18 protein-coding genes and 1 pseudogene are annotated in these 21266 nt (G+C 64.9%); 11 read left to right on the top strand and 8 right to left on the bottom strand.

Annotated features, from left to right (window positions below; genetic code table 11):
* Positions 1 to 25: 25 nt before the first annotated feature.
* The gene (locus E3T29_RS14135; RefSeq protein WP_134346255.1) at positions 26 to 721 is read right to left on the bottom strand and encodes a GntR family transcriptional regulator; all 696 of its coding nucleotides are present in this window, start codon (positions 719 to 721) and stop codon (positions 26 to 28) included.
* A gap of 106 nt (positions 722 to 827) precedes the next feature.
* Between E3T29_RS14135 and E3T29_RS14130 the strand changes: the two genes are divergently transcribed.
* The 3 genes from E3T29_RS14130 (at position 828) to E3T29_RS14120 (ending at position 4796) form a co-directional block, all read left to right on the top strand.
* Positions 828 to 2747, top strand: a complete 1920-nt coding sequence (locus E3T29_RS14130) for an AMP-binding protein (protein WP_134346253.1) — start codon at positions 828 to 830, stop codon at positions 2745 to 2747.
* An 88-nt stretch (positions 2748 to 2835) separates the two neighbouring features.
* Positions 2836 to 3183 carry a DUF485 domain-containing protein gene (locus tag E3T29_RS14125; protein ID WP_092340576.1) on the top strand — a complete coding sequence of 116 codons (348 nt, stop codon included), beginning with the start codon at positions 2836 to 2838 and terminating at the stop codon, positions 3181 to 3183.
* Positions 3180 to 4796 carry a cation acetate symporter gene (locus E3T29_RS14120; RefSeq protein ID WP_134346251.1) on the top strand — a complete coding sequence of 539 codons (1617 nt, stop codon included), beginning with the start codon at positions 3180 to 3182 and terminating at the stop codon, positions 4794 to 4796. The genes E3T29_RS14125 and E3T29_RS14120 overlap by 4 nt, the downstream gene beginning before the upstream one ends.
* Before the next feature lie 137 nt (positions 4797 to 4933).
* Here E3T29_RS14120 and E3T29_RS14115 read toward each other — a convergent pair whose 3' ends face one another.
* Entirely contained in the window at positions 4934 to 5716 is a 783-nt protein-coding gene (locus E3T29_RS14115) for an SDR family NAD(P)-dependent oxidoreductase (protein ID WP_174776428.1), read from the bottom strand.
* 29 nt (positions 5717 to 5745) lie between these two features.
* On the opposite strand from E3T29_RS14115, the gene E3T29_RS14110 reads away from it, so the two are divergent.
* From E3T29_RS14110 to E3T29_RS14085, 6 genes are all read left to right on the top strand, one after another.
* Positions 5746 to 6843 carry an acyltransferase family protein gene (locus E3T29_RS14110; protein ID WP_241987830.1) on the top strand — a complete coding sequence of 366 codons (1098 nt, stop codon included), beginning with the start codon at positions 5746 to 5748 and terminating at the stop codon, positions 6841 to 6843.
* Positions 6844 to 6956: 113 nt separating this feature from the next.
* Positions 6957 to 8288, top strand: a complete 1332-nt coding sequence (locus tag E3T29_RS14105; RefSeq protein WP_134346247.1) for a bifunctional o-acetylhomoserine/o-acetylserine sulfhydrylase — start codon at positions 6957 to 6959, stop codon at positions 8286 to 8288.
* Positions 8289 to 8363: 75 nt separating this feature from the next.
* Positions 8364 to 9566, top strand: a complete 1203-nt coding sequence (locus E3T29_RS14100; RefSeq protein WP_134346245.1) for a homoserine O-acetyltransferase — start codon at positions 8364 to 8366, stop codon at positions 9564 to 9566.
* A 72-nt stretch (positions 9567 to 9638) separates the two neighbouring features.
* A complete protein-coding gene (locus tag E3T29_RS14095) occupies positions 9639 to 10808 on the top strand; it encodes a sensor histidine kinase (protein WP_134346243.1) in 1170 nt (389 codons plus the stop codon).
* The gene (locus E3T29_RS14090; protein ID WP_134346241.1) at positions 10805 to 12142 is read left to right on the top strand and encodes a hypothetical protein; all 1338 of its coding nucleotides are present in this window, start codon (positions 10805 to 10807) and stop codon (positions 12140 to 12142) included. Before E3T29_RS14095 ends, E3T29_RS14090 begins: the two co-directional genes overlap by 4 nt.
* Positions 12143 to 12187: 45 nt before the next feature.
* The gene (locus tag E3T29_RS14085; RefSeq protein WP_092111590.1) at positions 12188 to 12844 is read left to right on the top strand and encodes a response regulator transcription factor; all 657 of its coding nucleotides are present in this window, start codon (positions 12188 to 12190) and stop codon (positions 12842 to 12844) included.
* 76 nt (positions 12845 to 12920) lie between these two features.
* On the opposite strand, the gene E3T29_RS14080 is transcribed toward E3T29_RS14085, so the two are convergent.
* Together E3T29_RS14080 and E3T29_RS14075 are read right to left on the bottom strand one after the other, a co-directional pair.
* Positions 12921 to 14198: an MFS transporter gene (locus E3T29_RS14080; protein ID WP_092340568.1), complete on the bottom strand. Its 1278-nt coding sequence runs from the start codon at positions 14196 to 14198 to the stop codon at positions 12921 to 12923.
* 206 nt (positions 14199 to 14404) lie between these two features.
* Positions 14405 to 14683, bottom strand: a complete 279-nt coding sequence (locus E3T29_RS14075) for a helix-turn-helix domain-containing protein (protein ID WP_134346239.1) — start codon at positions 14681 to 14683, stop codon at positions 14405 to 14407.
* Between the two features lie 140 nt (positions 14684 to 14823).
* Between E3T29_RS14075 and E3T29_RS14070 the strand changes: the two genes are divergently transcribed.
* Positions 14824 to 15615, top strand: coding sequence for a sodium-dependent bicarbonate transport family permease (locus tag E3T29_RS14070; RefSeq protein WP_241987829.1), 792 nt, complete (start codon positions 14824 to 14826; stop codon positions 15613 to 15615).
* On the opposite strand, the pseudogene E3T29_RS20330 reads toward E3T29_RS14070, so the two are convergent.
* Positions 15553 to 15858 (bottom strand): annotated as a pseudogene (locus E3T29_RS20330) (universal stress protein); the annotation flags it as partial. The gene E3T29_RS14070 and the pseudogene E3T29_RS20330 overlap by 63 nt on opposite strands.
* 204 nt (positions 15859 to 16062) lie before the next feature.
* Here E3T29_RS20330 and E3T29_RS14060 point away from each other — a divergent pair.
* Positions 16063 to 16518: a hypothetical protein gene (locus tag E3T29_RS14060; protein ID WP_134346237.1), complete on the top strand. Its 456-nt coding sequence runs from the start codon at positions 16063 to 16065 to the stop codon at positions 16516 to 16518.
* A 38-nt stretch (positions 16519 to 16556) separates the two neighbouring features.
* Here the strand turns inward: E3T29_RS14060 and E3T29_RS14055 are convergent, their stop codons facing one another.
* The 3 genes from E3T29_RS14055 to E3T29_RS14045 all read right to left on the bottom strand — a co-directional run bounded on the left by E3T29_RS14055 (position 16557) and on the right by E3T29_RS14045 (position 21141).
* Positions 16557 to 16871 (bottom strand): thiamine-binding protein, encoded by a 315-nt coding sequence (locus tag E3T29_RS14055; RefSeq protein ID WP_134346235.1) that lies wholly within the window; start codon positions 16869 to 16871, stop codon positions 16557 to 16559.
* Between the two features lie 9 nt (positions 16872 to 16880).
* Positions 16881 to 19661 (bottom strand): cation-transporting P-type ATPase, encoded by a 2781-nt coding sequence (locus E3T29_RS14050; protein ID WP_241987828.1) that lies wholly within the window; start codon positions 19659 to 19661, stop codon positions 16881 to 16883.
* Between the two features lie 247 nt (positions 19662 to 19908).
* Positions 19909 to 21141, bottom strand: a complete 1233-nt coding sequence (locus E3T29_RS14045) for a glycosyltransferase 87 family protein (protein ID WP_134346231.1) — start codon at positions 21139 to 21141, stop codon at positions 19909 to 19911.
* Positions 21142 to 21266: the final 125 nt, after the last annotated feature.

The raw sequence follows: 21266 nt of genomic DNA, 5'->3' as shown, positions 1-21266 counted from the left end.
TCCCTTCGTTAGTCGGCCGGAGTCGTTAATCGACAAGAGCCGGATTGACACCAATTGCCGAGTCCTCGTCGATCGTCGCGAGGACGCTCAAGAGGCTTTGGTGAAGATGAATATGGGTGGCATGGGCTGCCAGCGACGGGTCGCCGGCGATGATGGCGTCGATAATCAGCAGGTGCTCGGACGCTGCGGCACGAAGCCGCATCGGATTTCTCCGGGCCAGCCGACGGATACGGGCCAAGTGGGTGCGTACGGCGCGCAGGGCGCCGACGAGAAAGGGGTTTTCAACGGCCGCGTCGACGGCATCTTCGAGCTCGTCGATCAGCACGTAGTATCGGTGCACACCGATATCGCCCTGGTCCAGCAGCTCCGGCGCCGTCACAAACGCGTCGCGCAGCTTCAGGAACGGTGCGGGTTCGCGCCGAGTCGCGGCCAGGCGGATCGCCTGCACCTCGAGCGCCTGGCGCAGTTCGTACAGTTCGGAGATGCTGTCGACGGAGATGTCGGTCACTTCGAAACCGCGGCCGCGACGGCCGACAACGAGACCGTCGGCGATCAACCGGGCGACCGCTTCGCGCAGCGGGGTGCGGGAGACGCCGATGCGCTCGGCTTGTTCTACTTCGAGCAAGGCAGCGCCGGGGGCGAGGAGGCCGTTGAGAATCTCCCCGCGCAGCTGACGGTACGCCCGCTCGCTAGCTCGAAGCGGTACGTCTAACCCCAACATTGCGGTTTCTGTATACACAAGAGCGATCCTATTCCACATAGCTGGGTTATATGCAATACTTCAACCACTCTTTGTATACAGAGGCACTTCGATGGAGAAGGTAGACATGAACGGCGAATCAGGTGAGGGCTACCGGGAGGCCTGGCGACGCAGCATTTCGTCGCCGGAGGACTTCTGGCTTGAGGCCGCCGAGGGTATCGACTGGATCACGCAGCCGACACGTGCACTCGCCGTCAACGGCAAAGCTACCGGAAGCTGGTTTCCCGGGGGAATGCTCAACACGAGCTACAACGCCCTCGATCGGCACGTTCTGGCTGGCCGGGGCGCCCACTCGGCACTCATCTACGACTCCGCCATGACCGGCACCCGGGTTCAGCTGAGCTACCTCGAGCTGCTCGGCCGCGTCGCCAGATTCGCCGGCGTTCTCCGCGCCAACGGCGTCGGCACCGGAGACCGCGTCATCATCTACCTGCCGATGATCCCCGAGGCCGTCGTCGCCATGCTCGCCTGCGCGCGCATCGGGGCTGTGCACTCGGTCGTGTTCGGAGGTTTCGCCGCGACCGAACTGGCCGTACGCATTGATGACGCCCGCCCGAGTGTCATCGTCACGGCATCCGGCGGTCTGGAACCCGGCCGCGCGGTGGAATATCTGCCGCTGGTCGAGAAAGCGCTCGCCCTCAGCCAGGGCTCGGTGCACACGGTGATCGTACGCAACCGGGACAGCATTCCCGGGTCGGCAGCCGACTACCAGAAAGCGGATGCCGTCTGGCTCGACTGGGCCGACGAAGAGGCCACGGCGGCACCGGCCGACCCGGTGGCCCTGCGCTCCGACGACCCCCTGTACATCCTCTATACCTCCGGCACGACCGGCAAGCCCAAGGGCATCATCCGCGACAACGGCGGCCACGCCGTCGCCCTGAACTGGTCGATGCGCAATGTCTACAACGTAGGCCCCGGCGACGTCTACTGGGCTGCGTCCGATGTCGGCTGGGTGGTCGGGCACTCCTACATCGTCTACGCACCGCTACTGGCGGGCGCGACCACGGTCATCTACGAGGGCAAACCGATCGGAACGCCCGACGCCGGTGCGTTTTGGCGCGTCGTCGACGAGCACAAGGTGAAGGTGCTGTTCACCGCGCCGACCGCCATTCGGGCCATCCGCCGCGTCGATCCCGACCTGCTCGAGCTGAAGAATCACGACGTGTCCAGCCTGACCAGCCTGTTCCTGGCCGGCGAGCGCCTCGACCCCGAAACCTTCCACTGGGCCAATAACGGGCTGCACTGCCCGGTGGTCGACCACTGGTGGCAGACCGAAACCGGCTGGCCGATCTGCGCCAACCTGCTCGGCATCGAAGAGTTGCCCACGAAGCCGGGTTCGGCCACCGTTCCGGTTCCCGGGTATGACATCGCCATTCTGGACTCCAAGGGCAAGCCGATCGAAAAGATCGGCAAGGACGGCAACATCGCCATCCGCCTTCCGCTGCCACCCGGGACCCTGCTCGGGGTCTGGGGCAGTGAGGAACGATTCGAAAGTTCCTACCTCACCGCTTTTCCGGGTTACTACGCCACCGGTGACTCCGGTCATTTCGACGCGGACGGCTACCTGTTCGTGATGGGCCGCACCGACGACGTCATCAATGTGGCCGGGCACCGACTGTCGACCGGCTCTCTCGAAGAGGTTCTCACGCTGCACCCGGCCGTCGCCGAGTGCGCCGTGCTCGGCGTGCACGACCCGCTCAAGGGTCAGCGTGCCGCTGGATTCGTTACCCTCAAAGCCGGCAGTACGGTGCAACACGACGTACTCGCCGCAGAACTCGTCGCCCTCGTCCGGGAGCATGTCGGCCCGGTCGCAGCGTTTCGCGACGTCACTATACTCGGCCGACTGCCCAAAACGCGGTCGGGCAAGATTCTTCGCAAAACCATTCGGCAAATCGTCGATGGTGAAGAATATTCCGTTCCCCCCACCATCGAAGACCCCACCGTTCTTGACGATCTGAAACGAGCGCTGTCAGCATCCGTTTCCTAACCCGGTCACGACCACTCTCCACCCCCACCGCGCACCCACACTTTTTCCGCAAAACCCGAATTTTCCGTCCCTGAGGCAAGGAGGCCCCATGAGTGAAGCAGTGAAAGACGCCCCACCGAAGTCCCGTATCGACTACGAGGCGTTTGAGAAGACCCCCCGTTTTCTCGAGTTGAAGCGCACCCGCAACAAGTTCGTCGTACCAATGGCCATCTTCTTCTTCGTCTGGTACATCGCCTACGTTCTCGCAGCGGCCTACCTGCACGACTTCATGGCCACGCCGGTCTTCGGCAGCATCAACATCGGTCTGCTCCTCGGCCTCGGCCAGTTCGTCACGACGTTCGCCATCACCATGACGTACGTGACCTTCGCCAACCGCAAGATCGACCCCCGCACCGAAGAACTTCGCCTTGAACTCGAGCGGATGGAACAGCGATGAACGCACTGCATTTTCTGGCCACCGCGGTCAAACCGGTTGAGAACAACCCGGTCCTGAACATCTCGATTTTCCTGGCCTTCGTGGCGGTGACCCTGATCATCGTCATCCGCTCCGGCCGCAACAACAAGACGGCGGCTGATTACTACACGGGTGGCCGCTCGTTCACCGGACCGCAGAACGGGTTCGCCATCGCCGGCGATTACCTGTCGGCGGCATCGTTCCTGGGCATCGTCGGCGCAATTGCCGTCAGCGGCTACGACGGATTCATGTACTCGATCGGATTCCTCGTCGCCTGGCTCGTGGCCCTGCTGCTGGTTGCGGAGCTCATGCGCAACACCGGCAAGTTCACCATGGCCGACGTGCTCTCCTTCCGGTTGAAGCAGGGCCCCGTGCGCGTGGCAGCGGCGACGACTACCCTGGCCGTCTGCTTCTTCTACCTGCTCGCCCAGATGGCGGGAGCCGGCGGACTCGTGTCGCTGCTTCTCGGCATCAACGACAAGCTCGGCCAATCCATCGTGGTCACCGTCGTCGGCGCGCTCATGATCGTCTACGTACTGGTCGGCGGTATGAAGGGCACCACCTGGGTGCAGATCGTCAAGGCGTTCCTGCTCATCATCGGTGCGTTCGCGATGACCATCTGGGTGCTGGCGATCAACGGCTTCAGCCTGTCGAACCTGCTCGACAGCGCCGTCGCAATCTCCGCCTCGGGCGCCGACATCCTGGCTCCGGGGTTGAAGTACGGCGCCAACCCGCTGGACTTCATCTCCCTGGCTCTGGCCCTCGTTCTTGGAACCGCCGGCCTGCCGCACGTGCTCATGCGCTTCTACACGGTTCCGACCGCGAAGGAAGCTCGTCGCTCGGTGGTCTGGGCCATCTGGCTCATCGGCGCGTTCTACATCTTCACGCTGGTGCTCGGCTTCGGTGCCGCGTCTCTCGTTGGTGCTGACACCGTTCTCGCCGCTCCCGGTGGAGTGAACTCAGCAGCCCCGCTGCTCGCGCTCGCTCTCGGTGGTCCGCTGCTGCTCGGCTTCATCTCGGCCATCGCGTTCGCGACGATCCTGGCCGTTGTGGCCGGCATCACCATCACGGCTGCAACCAGCTTCGCGCACGACATCTACGGCTCCGTCATCAAGAAGGGCAAGGGAAACCCCGACGACGAGGTCAAGGTCGCTCGTCGCACCGTGATCGTGATCGGTATCCTGGCCATCGCCGGTGGTATCGGCGTGCAGGGGCAGAACATTGCCTTCCTGGTGGCCCTGGCCTTCGCCGTCGCGGCGAGCGCCAACCTGCCGACCATCCTCTACTCCCTGTTCTGGCGTGGCTTCACCACCCGGGGCGCGGTCTGGAGCATGTACGGCGGACTCGCCTCGGCCGTGCTGCTGATCATCTTCTCGCCGGTGTTCTCCGGTACGGAGACCTCCATGTTCGGTGCTGACGTGAACTTCGCGATCTTCCCACTGAGCAACCCCGGCATCGTCTCGATCCCGCTCGGATTCTTCCTGGGCTGGCTCGGATCGGTCACCAGCACGGTGAAGGAGAGCCCGAAGCTCGCCGCCGAGATGTCGGTGCGTTCGCTCACCGGGCATGGCGCCGAGAAGGCTGTCGAGCACTAACCCCCGCAGTGCAACGAACGGGCCGGCCAGGATGCACATCCTGTCCGGCCCGTTTGATGTGCCCCGCGGGAGGCGGAATTCCCGCGCACTGGCTCAGGTCCAGCGCGGCGCGTCGCGTGGGAACCCGCGGCCCCCGGTTAGTCCTCGCGCACCTTTAGGGGGCCGCGGGCGACGCGGGTCGACGATGCCTGGGCGACCGGCTTGATCACGATCAGGTCGAGGTTCACGTGCGCGGGGCGCTCAACGCTCGACACGATCGTCTCGGCGATGTCCTCCGCCGAGAGCGGATCGGGAACGTTCTCGTAGGCCGCGAAGGCCTTGTCGGCGTCGCCGTCGAAGCGAACCAGGCCGAACTCATCCGTTCTGACCATGCCCGGCGCGATCTCGATCACCCGAATCGGCTCCCCCGACAGTTCGAGGCGCAGCACCTCGGTCATGGCGTGCGCGGCGAACTTCGCCGCGTTGTAGCCGCCGCCGCCGAGGTAAGCCACGTGCCCGGCAATCGAGGTGACGTTCACGATATCGGCCGATCCGGCCCCGGAGGCCATACCGGCGCGCAGCAGCGGCAGAATGGCCGTGGTGACCCGCTTGACGGCGAGCACGTTGATCTCGAACATCCAGGCCCAGTCTTCGATGCTTCCGGCCTCGACCGAGTCAAGACCCTTGGCGCCGCCGGCATTGTTGACGAGGGCGTGCACCGGGCCGCTGGCGGCGAGGTAGTCGCGCAAGGCGTCGACATCCGCCTGCACCGTGAGGTCGGCGGTGAAGACATCCGCTCCGGTTTCGGCCTGCAGCGCTTTGAGACGGTCGGCCCGCCGCGCGACCCCCACCACGTTCCAACCATGCTCCCGGAACAGGCGTGCCGTCGCCGCTCCAATTCCTGAACTTGCTCCGGTCACAACCACTCGTCGAATACTCATTTCTCCATTGTGGCGGGAGAATGGTGTCAATGAGCGCACTGGACACCACCACTCCACCACAGAAGCGTCGCGTACCCCTCTGGGACAACGCGCGCTGGGTGGCCGTCACCCTCGTGCTGATCGGCCACGCGATTCTCAAACTCATCGGCGAAGCCGATGTCGCCTACACGCTGTATCTGTTCATCTACGCCTTCCACGTGCCGGTTTTCGTGGCCGTGAGCGGCTACTTCGCCAAGTCGGGACCGCCAAACGCACGGCAGATGCACCGGCTGCTCACCGACATTGTCTTTCCGTACCTCATCTTCGAGACGATCTGGACGGTGCTGCGCTGGATCCTCGGCGGCAAGTTCGTGCTGGATTACTCCACAGCGAGCTGGACGCTGTGGTTTCTGCTCGCCCTGGTGATGTGGCGGATTGTCCTGCCGTACCTCGTGTTCCTGCGCTATCCCCTCATCATCAGCATTATTATCTCGATCGGGGTCGGCTACCTGCCGAATATAGACGGTACGTTCGCCCTGTCCCGCACCCTCGGGCTGCTGCCGTTCTTTGTTTTCGGCTGGAAACTGCGCCAGTGGCTGCTGACCGACACCTGGCTCGAGCTCCGCAACGGCCTGGTCTGGCGCTGGCGGGCCGGCGCGATCGGGCTGTTCGCCCTGCTCTACCTGGTGATCGCGTTCAATATCGACGCCCTCCGCACCCTGCAGGTGCGCCGATTCCTGCTCTATGACGAGGGGTACGCGACGTTTGACTATTCCGCGTGGTGGGCTGGCGGCATCCGTTTGGCCGTCATGCTGCTCGCGTTTGCGCTCATCGTGGCATTCCTCATGCTGATTCCGCGGCGCACGACCTGGTTCACCGAGCTGGGCGCGGCGACAATGTACATCTACCTGCTGCACACCTTCGTGCTATACCCGCTACGGGAGACGGGTGTGCTTGACGGTCCACAGCCCGCGTGGGTGTTGCCGGGCATGATCGTGCTGAGCGTGATCACCTCCATCGTGCTGTCGCTGCCCGTCGTTCGACGGCTGGTTCAGCCCCTGGTCCAGCCGAAAGTACGGTGGCTGTTCCGGGAGACGGCGACGACGCCGACCGGCACGATCGTGTTGCCGCATGACAATCGCACGTAAGCGCTCGCACAACATGACGTTGTGTTTCGCCCGCTCTTGCACGGCCATTCGGGCATCTTTAGGCTCGGGGCCAGAGCGCTGGAGAGTCCGCGCTGAATGACGCGGAGGCTATCGTGACCGACAATTCTTCATCGTGGAAGTTTGAGACCAAGCAGGTTCATTCAGGCGCGCGTCCCGACCCGGTTACGAACGCTCGAGCCACCCCGATCTACCAGACCACGTCGTACGTGTTCAACAGTGCGGAGCACGCCCAGAATCTGTTCGCGCTGGCCGAGTTCGGCAACATCTACACTCGCATCCAGAACCCCACGCAGGCCGTCGTCGAGGAGCGCGTCGCGGCGCTCGAGGGCGGAACCGCGGCGCTGCTGCTGTCTTCCGGCCAGTCGGCATCCACGTTTGCGGTGTTGAACATTGCGCAGGCCGGTGACCACATCGTGTCGTCGAGCTCGATCTACGGCGGAACCTACAACCTGTTCAAGTACACCCTGGCCAAGCTCGGCATCGAGGTCACCTTCGTCGAAGACCAGGATGACGCGACCGAATGGCAGCGCGCGGTGCGCCCGAACACCAAGCTGTTCTTCGCCGAGACCATCGGCAACCCGCGCATCAACGTTCTCGACATTTCCCTGGTAGCGGATGTCGCCCACGCCGCGGGTATTCCGCTGATCGTCGATAACACCATCGCCACCCCGTACCTGATTCGCCCGTTCGAGCACGGCGCCGACATCATCGTGCACTCGGCGACGAAGTTTCTCGGCGGTCACGGCACCATCATCGGCGGCGTGCTGGTCGACGGCGGCAAGTTCGAGTGGTCGAAGAACGTCGAGAAGTTCCCGGGCCTGACCGAACCCGACCCGTCGTACCACGGCGCCAGCTACACCACCGCGGTCGGCGACGGCATCGCCTACGTCATCAAGGCGCGTGTGCAGCTGCTGCGCGACCTCGGCAGCGCTATCGCCCCAGCGAGCGCCTGGCAGCTCATCCAGGGCATTGAGACCCTCAGCCTGCGCATCGAACGCCACGTGCAGAACGCGCAGGACATCGCCGAGTGGCTCGACAACCACGACGACATCGCCTCGGTGAACTACGCCGGACTGCCGTCGAGCCCCTGGTATGCCAACGCCAACAAGTACGCCCCGCTCGGCGTCGGTGCTGTGCTCTCGTTCGAACTCAAGGGCGGTGTCTCGGCCGGCCGCGCCCTGGTCGACAACCTGAGCCTGTTCAGCCACCTCGCCAACATCGGTGATGTACGCTCCCTGGTGATCCACCCGGCGTCGACCACGCACGCCCAGCTCACCCCGGAGCAGCAGCTCACCGCCGGCGTCACCCCCGGCCTGGTGCGCCTCTCGGTGGGTATCGAGAACGTCGTCGACCTCAAGGCCGACCTCGAGACCGGTCTGGCCGCCGCCCGCGCCGTCGTCAAGCGCGACCGCGCCGACGCCTAAACCAAATCGGCCCAGCCCGGGCGTACGACGTAACATGCGCCCGGGCGGTTCATTCGACCGACAGAATGGACCTGTATGGAATGGCAATCGTCAGCAGACACGGTCCCGTCGAGCTTCATCACCGAAGCCCAGGCGCGCTCGGTACTCGGCAAGCCTCCGGCGACCGGAGCCTGGCGCGACGGCGACCCAGTAGGACACCGCCAGTTTCAAAACCTCGGCCCGCTCAGCTTCGAGGCCGGCGGCAGCCTTCCGGCAGCCCGCCTCGCTTACGAAACCTGGGGAACCCTGAACCCGGCCGCCGACAACGCCGTACTCGTGCTGCACGCCCTCACCGGTGACAGCCACGTGGTCGGCGCTCCCGGACCCGGCCAGGAGACCGGCGGCTGGTGGGACGGTATCGTCGGCCCCGGACTGGCCATCGACACCGACCGGTGGTTCGTCGTGGCGCCGAACATGCTCGGCGGCTGCCAGGGCAGCACCGGGCCGGCCTCGCTCGCACCCGACGCACTGGAGTGGGGCATCCGCTTTCCCTATCTCACCATTCGCGACCAGGTCAGCGCCCAGCGCGTGTTCAGCGACCGGCTCGGCATCGAACGCTGGGCGGCCGTCATCGGCGGATCCATGGGCGGCATGCACGCCCTCGAATGGGCGATCGAGACCCCCGCCCGGGTCGAACGCCTGATCATTCTGGCGGCGCCGCCCGTCACGACCGCCGACCAGATCGCCCTCAACTCGGTGCAGATCGAGGCCATCCGCACCGACCCGGCCTTTCGAGCCGGCGACTACTACGACGAAGCGGATGGCGACGGCCCAACCCGCGGGCTGGCCCTGGCCCGCAGAATGGCCCTGCTCAACTACCGAAGCCCGGCCGAGCTGAACGCCCGCTTCGACCGGGGCTGGCAGAGCGGCATCAGTCCGCTCGGCGCCAACGGCCGCTTCGCCGTTGAGTCGTACCTCGACTTTCACGGCAACAAATTCACCCGACGCTTCGACGCCAACAGCTACATCGTGCTGGTCGAAGCCATGAACTCCCACGATGTCGGTCGCGGTCGCGGCGGCGTCGCGGCCGCCCTGGGCCGGATCAGCGCCCGCTCGGTCGTCGTCGGAATCGACAGCGACCGTCTCTTTCCGGTGGATGGCCAGCGCACCATCGCCGCGCATCTGACCAACAATATTGATGGACCCACCGCGGTCGTGCTGGAATCCGGCTATGGTCACGATGGTTTCCTCATTGAGAACGAGGCAATCGGCGCCCAGATTCGACGGGTGCTGCACTAGGGCGAACCCGCGCGCGTGTCGCCCGGTATGGTGCTGATAGAACACGTTCATTTCCAAACCGGACAGGCCCCCATGCAACGCATCCTCAAGGAGCGCGACCGCCTCCTGCGCAGAGCGGTGCAGGCGGCCGGGCTCGTGGGTACGGCCACGACGCTGGCCTGCCTGCTGGTGCCGGGCGGGCTGGAGGCCGACGCACGCCTCTGGTGTCTCGTGCTCGTGCTGTTTCTGGCCGTTGGACAATACTTGCTCGGCAGCACCGGGGCGCTGCGCTGGGCCGTTCTGACCGTGCTCAGCGGAGAAGCGATCATACTCATCGTGGGCTTCGCCAGCCATCCGGCTGTTCCCCTGAACCTGATCGAGGAGAGCGTCATCGGCATGGTTTCCACCGCGCCGATGTGCGCGGTCGCGGCCGTGCTGCTGACCAGCCCCCGCCGGATACTGCTGCTCGTGGCGAGTTTCGCAGTCACCATCGCGAGTGTGGCCGTCGTGACCGTCAATGCGCCCGACCGCACGGTGCTGCTGGCGCTGACCGTGAGCATGTGGCTGGCGTTCACGCTCGCTGCCTGGTGGATCGCGCAGAGCGTGCCCCGGGTGATGCACCGCATCGCCGCGATCGGCCGCGCCCACCGGGCCGAGCGGTACGCGAGCGAGCTGGAAGCGCAACGCCGTCAGGACGCCCGTCTGCTGCACGACACGGTGCTCGCCACCCTCACCCTGCTGGCCCACTCCGGCGTGGGGGTGAGCCCGATCGCCCTGCAGAAGCAGGCCGGTGATGACGCACGACTCCTACGCCAGCTGCGCCTCGGCGGCCTGCCGACGCCCCGTCGCTCCGGGGTCTACAGCCTGGAACCGGCGTCGGTGCTCTCCCTCGGCGACACCCTCGACGCCGTGCGCCAACGCTTTGAACGCATGGGCCTCACCGTCAACTGGCACGGCAGCGGGCAGGTGCAGCTATCCAGCAACGTCCTCGATTCCTTTCTGCTGGCCCTCTCCGAATGCCTCGAAAACGTGCGCCGTCACTCCGGTGTCGACCACGCCGACGTGACCATAACAGATGACGCCCGCACTGTTCGCGCGATGGTCACCGATACCGGGGTCGGCTTCGACCTCGGCCAGGTGGGAACGGAGCGCCTCGGTGTGGCCGAATCGGTGATTGCCCGGCTTCGGGATGTCGGCGGCAACGCCCGCCTGTTCTCCTCGCCCGGCGCCGGAACCACGGTTGTGCTGGAGGTTCCCAAGTGAGCCAGTTCAATGACACCGCGCCCATCGCCACCCACCCGCGGGCCCGCGGTGTGGGTTCGCGTCTGCTCGGCGGATCATCCGAACGCAGCTGGCCACCGGCATCCGCCGCGCATCGCACCCGCGCCGACCTGTTGCCGCTGCGGTTTCCCCGCACGATTCTGCGCGGTGACGGCCGCATCACCGTCTTTCGGTCGGACCAGAACGGTTTGGGTGCCCGTCACCTCGGTATCGGCATGAGCATCAGCGGGGCCTTCATCGCGGTGTTCCTGCTCGCGCGCCTGATCATTGAGTGGGACCCGGCGCACATTCCGGTGCTGAGCATTCTGGCCTGGGTCATTCTGCTGGCCACCGCGGTGGCCGTTCACCTCGCGGTACACAAACTGGCTTCCCTCCTGCCGCTCTGGTTGTTCCTGGCGGCCCTGGGCGCCTGTGCGGTCGTGGTGGCGCTCGATCTGGCCGGATCCTCGGGCGCGACCGGCGCGGGAAACTTTTCGACCGCGGCACCCGCCGTCGGCGCTTTTCTGCTGTCGATCGTGACCCTACGCGAGACCGGCGAAATCACCATGGCCACCGTGGCCCTCGGTCTGGCGATGAGCGCGGCGACACTGTTCGAAACGCGCGCCGACCTGCTCACCCTCGGCCCCGACATCCTCTCCATCGCCCTCGCTGTCGCACCACCGCTGGTCGGTGCGAGCATCGTGCAGGCGTTCCGGCGCATGGTGCAGCGCGAACTCGACCTCGTTCTGGTGCAGAGCACGGTCTCCCAGCCGAGATTCGCGGTCGGGATGCTTGCCTCCGAGCAGCTGGCCCGGCTCGACCTCGACGCCGAGACCCTGCTCGACGATGTTGCCCAGGGCCGCACCGCACTGCCACTGACGCCGTCGACGGCGACCACGGCGGCCTCCCTGGCTACCCAACTGCGCTTGCACCTGATCGAGGGGCGCACTGAAACCTGGCTGCACCACGCCATCACCGAGAGCGAATTTCTCGGTCCGGTCGTCGCGCTCAGCGATCCGGCCGGTCTGGCCGGACTGCTCTCCCCGCCGCAACGCGATGGGCTGCTGCTGACAATTTGGCTGCTGATCGGGGATACGGCCAGGTCGGGGACATCCGTTTCGCTGCGCCTTGGACCGATTGCCCCCACACATGGGGCGGGTCCGCACCGCAAGGTGCGTTTCCCCATCGAATTGACTACAACGGGGGTCGCCCGGCGGCGTGTCGATCCCGAAACTTGGCAGGCGATTCGTGCGGTTGGCCCGCATGTGGACTCAAATCGGGCCGGGAGCCTGCGGGTAGACATCGAGTGCAGTGGCGACAATCCAGCGGATGCCTAGTATTGGGGATTTAGGCGATAGGGTGCAACCAGTAGGAGGCAGAAAATGACGACAACAGACCGTCCCATCCGTTTAGCCCTGGTCGATGACCACAGGATGCTCCTGGGTGCCCTCACCGAGTGGATCCGCAGCGCCGCTGATGACATCGAGATGGTAGCGGCGGTGACCACCTGGCCCGAGCTGCTGACGCATCCCGAGTTTCCGGTGGATGTCGTGCTGCTCGACCTCGATCTCAAGGACAACATTCCGGTGTCGCTGAAGATCTCCACACTCAAGACGACCGGTGTGAAGACGGTGCTCATGAGCACCTATTCCGAACCGGCACTGGTGCGCGAAGCCCTCGCGGCAGGCGCGCTCGGCTACCTCGTGAAGAGCGAGGAAGCCAGCATGATCGTCGACGCCATTCGCGCCGCCTACAATGGCAAGTCGTACATCTCGGCCGAGCTCGACTACGCGCTCAACTCCACCGAGAACGTCGAAGGTCCCCGCCTCAGCGCCCAGGAACGCCGGGTCATGGCGCTCTACGGTGCCGGCGAGCCGGTCAAGGCCGTCGCCTACCAGCTCGGCATCTCCGAGGAGACCGCCAAGAGCTACCTCAAACGCATTCGCGAGAAGTACCGCCTCGCCGGATACGACGTGGGAACCAAGGTCGCGCTGCGCAAGCGTGCCATCCACGACGGCATCCTGCTGCAGACCGACTGATTGTTCGTCTGAACTTGACCGGCCTTCTCGATGAGGGCCGGTCAGTGTCGTTTAAGGCGGGCACGGTCAGACGGCGTCAGTGCTCGCGCACGACCGGGATCAGCTGCGTCCCGTAGGGCACATGGTGGCCGCGCCGACGACGCCGACGGTCGATGCTGAAGGTGAGCAGGGTCAGCAGTACGCCGAGCCCGCTCAGCCCCACGCCGATCCACACCGGGGCGAGATAGCCGAGCCCCGCCGCGATGGCCACACCGCCGAGGGCCGCGCCGAGCGCGTTGCCCACGTTGAGCGAGGAGTGGTTGAGCGCCGCGGCGAGCGACTGGCTCTCGTGCGCGACGTCCATCAGCCGGGCCTGAATGGTCGGTGACAAAGCGGATGCTGCCGCCCCCACCAGGAACATGCCCACCAGCAGCCCGGCCAGGACCTGCGCCGACAGGCCGAGCGTGACGAGCGCGATGATGAGCACGCCGAACGAGATGTACATGGTGCGGCGCACGCTCCAATCGGCCAGCGCTCCCCCGGCGAAGTTGCCAACCGTCATGCCGAGACCGACGACCACCAGAATGAGCGGCACCGCCGCGGCTTTCAGCCCGGTGATCAGGGTCACCAGCGGGGCGACGTAGGTGTACACGGCGAACAGCCCGCCGAAGCCGATCGCACCGATCGACAGGGTGATCCACACCTGCAGTTTGCCAAACGCCTGAAGTTCGGCCCGCATGGTGGCTTTCGGGTTGCCGTTCTGGAACGGTACGAACACGGCGACGGCCGCGAAGGTGAGCGCGAAAATGGCGGCGACGACGAGGTAGGCGACGCGCCATCCGCTCATCTGGCCGATCCAGGTGATGGTCGGCACCCCGATCACGTTGGAGATGGTGAGGCCGCTGAGCACGATCGCGATGCCGCGGGCCCGCTTGCCCGGGCCCATCAGGTGGGCGGCGACGAGCGAGGCGATGCCGAAGTAGGCGCCGTGCGGCAGTCCGGCCACAAAGCGGGCCGCGAGTACGGTCTCAAAGGTCGGCAGTAGGGCCGAGGCGATGGTTCCGAGGGTGAATGCGGTGAGCAGCGCGAGCAGCAACTGCTTGCGCGGCCAGCGCGCGGCGGCCGCAGCGATCGTGGGCGCACCGACGACGACTCCGAGGGCGTAGGCCGAGATGAGCCAGCCGGCCTGCGCGTTGGCGGCATCCGGTGCGTTGGCGTACAGGCCGGGCAGCAGGTCGGCGGCGAGGTTTGGCAGCAGACCCATGGCGACGAATTCGGTCGCGCCGATGCCGAATCCGCCCAGGGCCAGGGCTAACAGGGCAAGACGAATACGGGTCGACGACAGCTGCGTCGACCCGTCAGGAGTGAGGGGCATGCGTCAAGCCTAAGCCCCATGGCGCTCTCGTGGCCCGTCTGCCCGCCGCACATCATCTGCGCGACCAGCGTGTCGCGGTGTGAGCAGCGTCACCATTTGAGTTATCGCAAAATAGTGGGTCGGCGTAGCTTCGGTCGGTGAACTCGCGAGTGCAGCGATGCGGGCAACGGCGGCTGGCAGGGTCGACCGCGGTGGCTACTCACGATCTATGGATCCAATCCAAGCGCTGCGAGAAGCTCACCAATTTTGTGGTGTCGTTCCAGGGGATGCCGAAGAGGAAGCTCGGGGTAGAGCTGATAGCTGTTGCGCCGTCCGTCGCGGTGACGCGTGAGATAGCCATCTGCGACGAGTTCGGCGATGATGCGTTGGGCGGCGCGTTCGGTGATTCCCACTTCTACTGCGATATCGCGCAATCGCATCCCGGGGTCTTGAGAAACGCAGAGCAGCACGTGTGCGTGATTAGTGAGAAAGGTCCAGACGGCCATCGTTTGATCATAGACGACACACGCTCCGCAATACACGCTAGTGTTAGCACGTATTGCTCAGCGTGCATTGACGGGGTTGGTCACCATGGAGTCGCGCCGCTTCTTCGAACTTCGAGCAGAGTAAATCAGAGAGCCACAATGTGATCGATCCCACCATTCTTTTCTTTCTGCTCGGAGCAGTGGCCGGTCTTCTGCGTTCAGAGTTGCGTCTTCCGGCGGCGATGTACGAGTTTGTGAGCATCGTGCTGTTGCTGGTCATTGGCCTCCAAGGCGGCGTGGAACTGGCCAAGCAGCCCTTCGCCAACCTGTTGCCGCAGATGCTGGCCGTGGTGACCATGGGTTTTGGCCTCACCCTGCTCGCGTTTCCCGTGCTGCGCTATCTGGGCCGGTTCAAGCGAGCGGATGCGGCCTCTATCGCCGCCCATTACGGATCCGTGAGCGTGGGCACCTACGCCGTGGCCGTCGCCTACCTCGGCAGCCAGCAGATCTCGTTCCAAGAACACATGCCGCTGCTTCTGGTCTTGCTGGAAGTGCCCGCAATTCTGGTGGGAATTGTTCTGGCGCGAGGCATCTCGCGCAAGACGCGGTGGAAGTCGATCGCCCATGAAGTGTTTCTGGGGAAAGGCATCGTGCTGCTCCTGGGCGGACTCCTCATCGGCTGGGTAGCTGGCCCGGACGGGTTGTCGTCCATCGAAGCGCTGTTCGTGGATCTCTTCAAGGGAATTCTTGCTCTTTTTCTGCTGGAGATGGGCTTGATTAAACTCCGGTGTCGGTCACGTTCACTCGTGTTCCACCTTGCGTCCCCGCTGCCGTACGACCAGGACGGGGCATGTCGCGTGCCGCACGCACTGCTCACTCACGGAACCGAGCAGCATCCCCGTGAGGCCGCCACGACCGCGAGATCCAACAACGAGAATACGAGCGTCTCGTGAGACGGCAATGAGGCTCTTCGCAGGGCTGGCATGAACCGCCCGGTAGCTCACCACGACCGCGAGATGATTCTCGACGCTGGTCCGCGCGTCCCGCACCAGTTCATCGTGGACCGCTGAGAGGTACTCCTCGAACGAAGAGACATATCCGAACTCCCAACTTGATGGCCGCGGAGCTGTCGCGATGGACCACGCCCGCACAACAACAACGGGAACGTGCAACTGGTCGGCGAGTTCAAGGGCCATGGCTAGTGCGTAATCGGCACAGTCTGAGCCATCGTGTCCGACCACGATGCTATTGCTCGGGGCTGGCACCAGTTCAACGGTGTCGATCGCGCCGTCAACGCTCATTGGTAGTTCTCCTTATCGGTAACGGGGGGTGACAGCGATGCCGGCCCGCAGGCCGATGGGTGGCACCCAGCTGGCCTTGCTGGCGGCAAATCCTGTGAAATGACAGTTCTAAAATACGCTTTCAGATTACCGAATTATGGTTCATGTGTCTATCCTTGGTGGAAGAACCCCGGATGCACTCGCTCACGACGACAGGCGATCTTCGGTATCACCGAGGAACCGTACATCGTCTTCACCGCCAACGCCTTCGCCCTGCTCGGGCTGCGTGCGCTTTTCTTTCTCGTCAAGGGACTCCTGGACGAGTTGGTGTACCTATCCACCGGTCTGGCGCTCATCCTCGCTTTCATCGGCGTGAAACTCGTTCTGCACTGGGGACACGGTATCGACGACCGCGTGCCGGAGATCAGCACCAACCTGAGCCTTGTCGTCATCGCTGTCGTCTTGACGGTGACCACAATCGCCAGCCTGATCAAGGTTCGTCTGAACCCGACCATACGCGCCCACGCCAGCTCACTGACTGCCGATGATCCGCCCGACTCCGAACGGACAAGCTAACCGCCCAATCAGGACGTGAAGCCCGCGTGGCGGTTCGCTCAGTCGGATTTCCCTTGCCCTAACGCACTCTCGAGTCGCTGGAGCTTGCCGGCCAGCTCGCCCGTGTGACCTGGGCGGATGTCGGCCTTCAGCACGAGGGAAACGCGCGGCCCGAAGGCTCCCACTGCCTCGGTCGCCGCCTTGATCACGGCAAAGACTTCGTCCCAGTCGCCCTCAATGGTGGTGAACATGGAATCGGTGTGGTTGGGCAGCCCGGAGTCGCGCACGATGCGCACGGCGGCGGCGACCGCGTCGTGCACCGACCCCTGCGAGTCGGCGGCGACGGACGGTGCAACGGAAAAGGCTACAAGCATTGTGACTCCTTAGATGTGATGGTCTGAGCTGGGATTGCGCGCACTGCTACTCGGGGCCGGGCCGCGCCGATGGCGGACCCGCGACCGCACCAGGAACTTACCGATTTCCTCGACCCAGAGCGCGGAAGACCCCACCAGCACGGCCAGGCCCCAGTGGGATGCAGTGAGTTCTGTGGTGTCGAAGAGCCCCTGCAGAACCTGGAGCTGCACCACACAGATCTGCAGGATGATCACGGCCGCCAGGGCGACCCAGATGCTCCGGTTCGTCAAGGTCTGGATCGAGAATACGGAGTGCGTGTCCGAACGCACGTTAAGCAGATTGAACACCTGGTAAAACACGAACGTGGTAAACGCCAGGGTGCTGGCGAATGCCGCATCATCGGCCCTGTCCGGGAACACGACCGGCGCAAGGGTCAGGACGGCGATGGTGCCAGCGGCCATGACGATCCCCAACCCGAGGATTCGGACGAGCCGACCTCGGGTCAGCAGCCGTTCATCTGCCGGGCGAGGCTGTTCCAGCATCGTGCCCGGCTCTGCCGCATCCACGCCGAGGGCGAGCGCGGGCGGGCCGTCCATGATGATATTGACCCAGAGGATCTGCAGGGCGGTGAACGGCGCACCGCCGGCCAGCCCGGTGACGCCCGCGATCAAAAAGATGAGCACGAACCCCCACGCTGTGGTGAGCTGAAATCTCACGAACTTCAGGATGTTGGCATAGATGCCGCGGCCTTCTCTGACCGCCGCCACGATGGTGGCGAAGTTGTCATCGGTGAGGATCATATTCGCTGCGCCTTTGGACACGTCCGTACCGGTGATGCCCATCGCGATACCGATGTCGGCCTGCTTCAGGGCCGGGGCATCGTTGACACCGTCCCCGGTCATCGCCACGATATTGCCCCCCTGCTGCAGAGCCTTGACCATTCGAATCTTGTGTGCCGGGGTGACCCTCGCCAACACGCCGTAACCGGCAGCACGTCGGCCAAGCTCGCCGTCGTCCAGTTTGTCCAGGTCCGGACCGGACGCGGCGTCGCCGGGGATACCCAAATTCTTGGCGATGGCCGAAGCCGTGATCAGGTGATCGCCCGTGATCATGTGTACTTGGATGCCAGCTCTCCGCGCCACGGCGATGGCCTCGGCAGCCTCGGCACGGGCAGGATCGACAATTCCCACGATTGCGTAGATCGTCAAACCGGTGACCATGGCTTGCAACGATTTCTCGTCGTCTGGGAGAACGGCGTCAAGCCGCCGCCCGGCGATCATGAGTGTGCGCAGGCCCTCCCCGGCCAGTTTCTGAATGGCAGCGTGGATCCGTCGGCGATGTTCCTCGGTGATCGGCCGGATTCCTTGCGCGGTGAGTACCGAATCGGCCAGCTGCATCAGCGCGACCGGGGCCCCCTTGGCCAGACACTGGTCGACGGTCAGCGGCGCGGACGGGTTCGAGTTGGGCGTTGTCGACGCCAGCCGGTGGAAGGTGGCCATGTATTTGTACTCAGAATCGAACGGGACCTCCGCCACGCGCGGGTGATCTTGCCGGGCTGCCTCAACGTCGAGACCGCCCTTTTCGGCCAACACGAGCAACGCACCTTCCGTCGGATCTCCCACCAGCCTGCCGTCACGGATCACGGCATCGTTGCACAGCGCCATCGCCAGTAACGCCTCGGTCAGGTCGGGCACCGGCAGGTCCTCCGGGGTCAGGATTTTCCCGTTTGTCGAATAGCCCTCGCCGGTAACCAGAAAATCGTGTCCGTGAATGTGTAGGCGGTGTGCCGTCATCTCGTTCATGGTCAGCGTGCCGGTCTTGTCCGTGGCGATATGGGTGACGCTGCCCAGGGTTTCCACCGCCGAGAGCTGCTTGAGAATGGCCCCACGGCCCGCTAGCCGAGAGGCTCCCATCGCCAGAGTGAAGGCGACGACCGCCGTGAGTCCCTCTGGAATTGTCGCCACGGCCAGCGACACCGCGGTGATCAGCAGGTCGGACCACGACTGCCCACGGATGAGACCCAGCACAAAGACAACGGATACCACGAGCAGGGCCACCACGGTCAGCATCTGTGCCAACTGGTCGATCCTCTTTTGGAGGGGGGTACGTTCGCCCTTCACCTCGCTGAGCAAAGCCGCAATTGCACCGACCTCTGTGCGCATACCGGTAGCGGTGACGACCATGGTGGCCCGGCCACGGGTGACCTCGGTGTTCATGAAGACCATGTTGTCGCGGTCGCCAGGCGGCAGGCTCGCAACCGTGAGGGCACGCGTCGTCTTGCCGACGGGTTCGGATTCTCCGGTCAGTGTGGCCTCGGCCACCTGCAACCGCGATTCTTCAACGATGCGGCCGTCGGCCGGAATGGAGTCCCCGGCGTCGAGCAGAACAATATCTCCGGGCACCAGCGCGGACCGAGGAACCTCCAGCTCGGTGCCGTTACGGCGAACCACCGCCGTTCCCGCAGACATAGTTCGCAACGCCTGGAGGCTGTTTTCGGCCCGTCGTTCCTGCAGATAATTCAATGCCGTGTTCAGGATGATCACCGCGAGGATAACGACAGGCGTCTCCCATTCGCGTGAGACGACGGCGCTCACCACTGCGGCGATCACCAGCACGAGCGTCATTTTCTCCGCCAATAAACGGATGATTTTGCGCCAGGCCGGTATCCTTCTGGGCTCGGCCAGGACATTGGGTCCGTACTCTTCCTGTCGCGCCTCAACCGAGCCGTCGTGCAGACCGGCTCCTGGATCGACGTCCAACATCGTGGCGACGACCGTGGCAGAGAGGGTATGCCACGCCAGGGGCTTCACTGCGGGCTCAGCACTGACACCAACGGCCGGTGACTGTCGGGATCGAGAACTCACAAGAATGCTCCTGAATACCGGTGGAGGTCGATAGCAGCACTGCGGGTGCGCCATTGAGATCAGCGGCCCCGCAAGCCACCACGACCGTGGAATCCAACAACGAGTATACGAGCGTCTCGTCAGAGGTCCATGAGGCGCCTCGCCTGATCGACGCCTGATCCGGCTTCGAGGGGTGCACCGGGAGTCGGGGTGGTTAGCTAGGCCGGATTCGCGCGGGCCTCGGCCGGTAGAGCGCCCCGATCGCCCAGCCGAGCAGCACGAACTCGAGCAGGTTGCGCAGGGTCAACACGAGCACCATAAGCGGGTTGGCCACGAGCAGCCAGTCGTACAGGTAGGGGTAGACGACCTGAGTGAGAGCGGCGAGCGCGAGCCCGAGCAGCGCCGGTGTACGCCAGGCCCGGCCGCTCTGCACGAGTCCCAGAATGATCGGTGCGGCCAGCCAGCTGATGAACTGCGGCGACCCCACCTTGTTGAACGCGATCAGGGTCACCGTCAGCGCGAGCGTCAGCGGCGGCAGCACCGCGAGCCATCCAGCGCCCATGCGTTGGGCGCGCACGCCGAGGAGCAGCACGGCAGCGGCAGCGACCGCCAGCAGCGGGGTCATCAGAACGCTCAGGGCGGTGGTGCCGGTGCCGGCGACCTGAAAGGTAAGAATCTGATGGTCGTAGTAGACGAAACTGCTCGGCACGCCGAGCGCGGCCTGCCAGAGCCAGGGCACGGCGACGGGCGATTCGATCTGGATCCCCCGGCCGGCCTGCTCCGCCACGAAACTCAGCACGTGAATTCCGCTGCCGCGGGCAAGGCTGAGCGCCGCGGCCACGGCGACGACCGCCGCGGTGACGGCGGCGGCGACCCCGAGCATCCGCCAGCGTTGTTTCGACGCCACGAACAGGGCGGCGAGCACGGCGACCGGCCAGATTTTGATCCAGGTCGCGATCGTGAGCAGTGCCGTACCCCAGAACGGGCGCCGGCGCAGCCAGAGCAGGGCCACGATGACGAGGGGCACCGTGATCGCGTCGATGCGCACGAGCGCGATGGGGCCGAGCAGCGCCAGAAAGAGCAGCCACCACCAGGCCGCGCTGCGGTGTTCGCGCACGAGCACGACGAACGCCCCCGCGTTCAGCGCCGTCACCAGCGCGAACCAGGTTCCGAGGTAGGCCGGGCCGCCGAACGCGAACGCGGCGGAGATCGGCAGGAGGGCGAGCAGCGGGTAGACAAAGTTTTCGGTGATTCCCACGATGCTGCCGGCGGCCGCGTTCTCGGCCCAGCCGCGGTAGACCACCTCGACGTCACCGAGCGGATGCCCCGGCCCGAACACGGCCAGAAGAATCAGCAGCAGGTGCACGAGAGCGAAGGCCGACCACTGTGCGGCGAGCGGATGCCGCCGGGGTCGCTGGCCGCTACGGGTCTCGTCGTGAATTCGCACGCTTTACTTTCGCACAGCCGGCCGTCGTGCGGGACCAGCCGGCGCATCCGTCATATTTCGTCGAATTGGCGGTCAGTCGGCCTAAAAGGTCGCTGCGACGCTCGACGCCCTGCGGTCCGACTGCA

Origin of the sequence: Cryobacterium sp. TMT1-66-1, assembly GCF_004403435.1 — a bacterium.
GTDB lineage: Bacteria > Actinomycetota > Actinomycetes > Actinomycetales > Microbacteriaceae > Cryobacterium > Cryobacterium flavum.
Note: the sequence above shows the minus strand (reverse complement) of the source record. Positions and strands in the feature narration are given on the sequence as shown.

Coding starts and splice junctions, on each gene's coding strand:
- E3T29_RS14080 (WP_092340568.1), bottom strand. CDS start 14,198: ATGCCCCTCACTCCTGACGGGTCGACGCAGCTGTCGTCGACCCGTATT.
- E3T29_RS14130 (WP_134346253.1), top strand. CDS start 828: ATGAACGGCGAATCAGGTGAGGGCTACCGGGAGGCCTGGCGACGCAGC.
- E3T29_RS14125 (WP_092340576.1), top strand. CDS start 2,836: ATGAGTGAAGCAGTGAAAGACGCCCCACCGAAGTCCCGTATCGACTAC.
- E3T29_RS14075 (WP_134346239.1), bottom strand. CDS start 14,683: ATGGCCGTCTGGACCTTTCTCACTAATCACGCACACGTGCTGCTCTGC.
- E3T29_RS14085 (WP_092111590.1), top strand. CDS start 12,188: ATGACGACAACAGACCGTCCCATCCGTTTAGCCCTGGTCGATGACCAC.
- E3T29_RS14135 (WP_134346255.1), bottom strand. CDS start 721: ATGTTGGGGTTAGACGTACCGCTTCGAGCTAGCGAGCGGGCGTACCGT.
- E3T29_RS14055 (WP_134346235.1), bottom strand. CDS start 16,871: ATGCTTGTAGCCTTTTCCGTTGCACCGTCCGTCGCCGCCGACTCGCAG.
- E3T29_RS14100 (WP_134346245.1), top strand. CDS start 8,364: ATGGAATGGCAATCGTCAGCAGACACGGTCCCGTCGAGCTTCATCACC.
- E3T29_RS14120 (WP_134346251.1), top strand. CDS start 3,180: ATGAACGCACTGCATTTTCTGGCCACCGCGGTCAAACCGGTTGAGAAC.
- E3T29_RS14115 (WP_174776428.1), bottom strand. CDS start 5,716: ATGAGTATTCGACGAGTGGTTGTGACCGGAGCAAGTTCAGGAATTGGA.
- E3T29_RS14060 (WP_134346237.1), top strand. CDS start 16,063: ATGACAGTTCTAAAATACGCTTTCAGATTACCGAATTATGGTTCATGT.
- E3T29_RS14110 (WP_241987830.1), top strand. CDS start 5,746: ATGAGCGCACTGGACACCACCACTCCACCACAGAAGCGTCGCGTACCC.
- E3T29_RS14095 (WP_134346243.1), top strand. CDS start 9,639: ATGCAACGCATCCTCAAGGAGCGCGACCGCCTCCTGCGCAGAGCGGTG.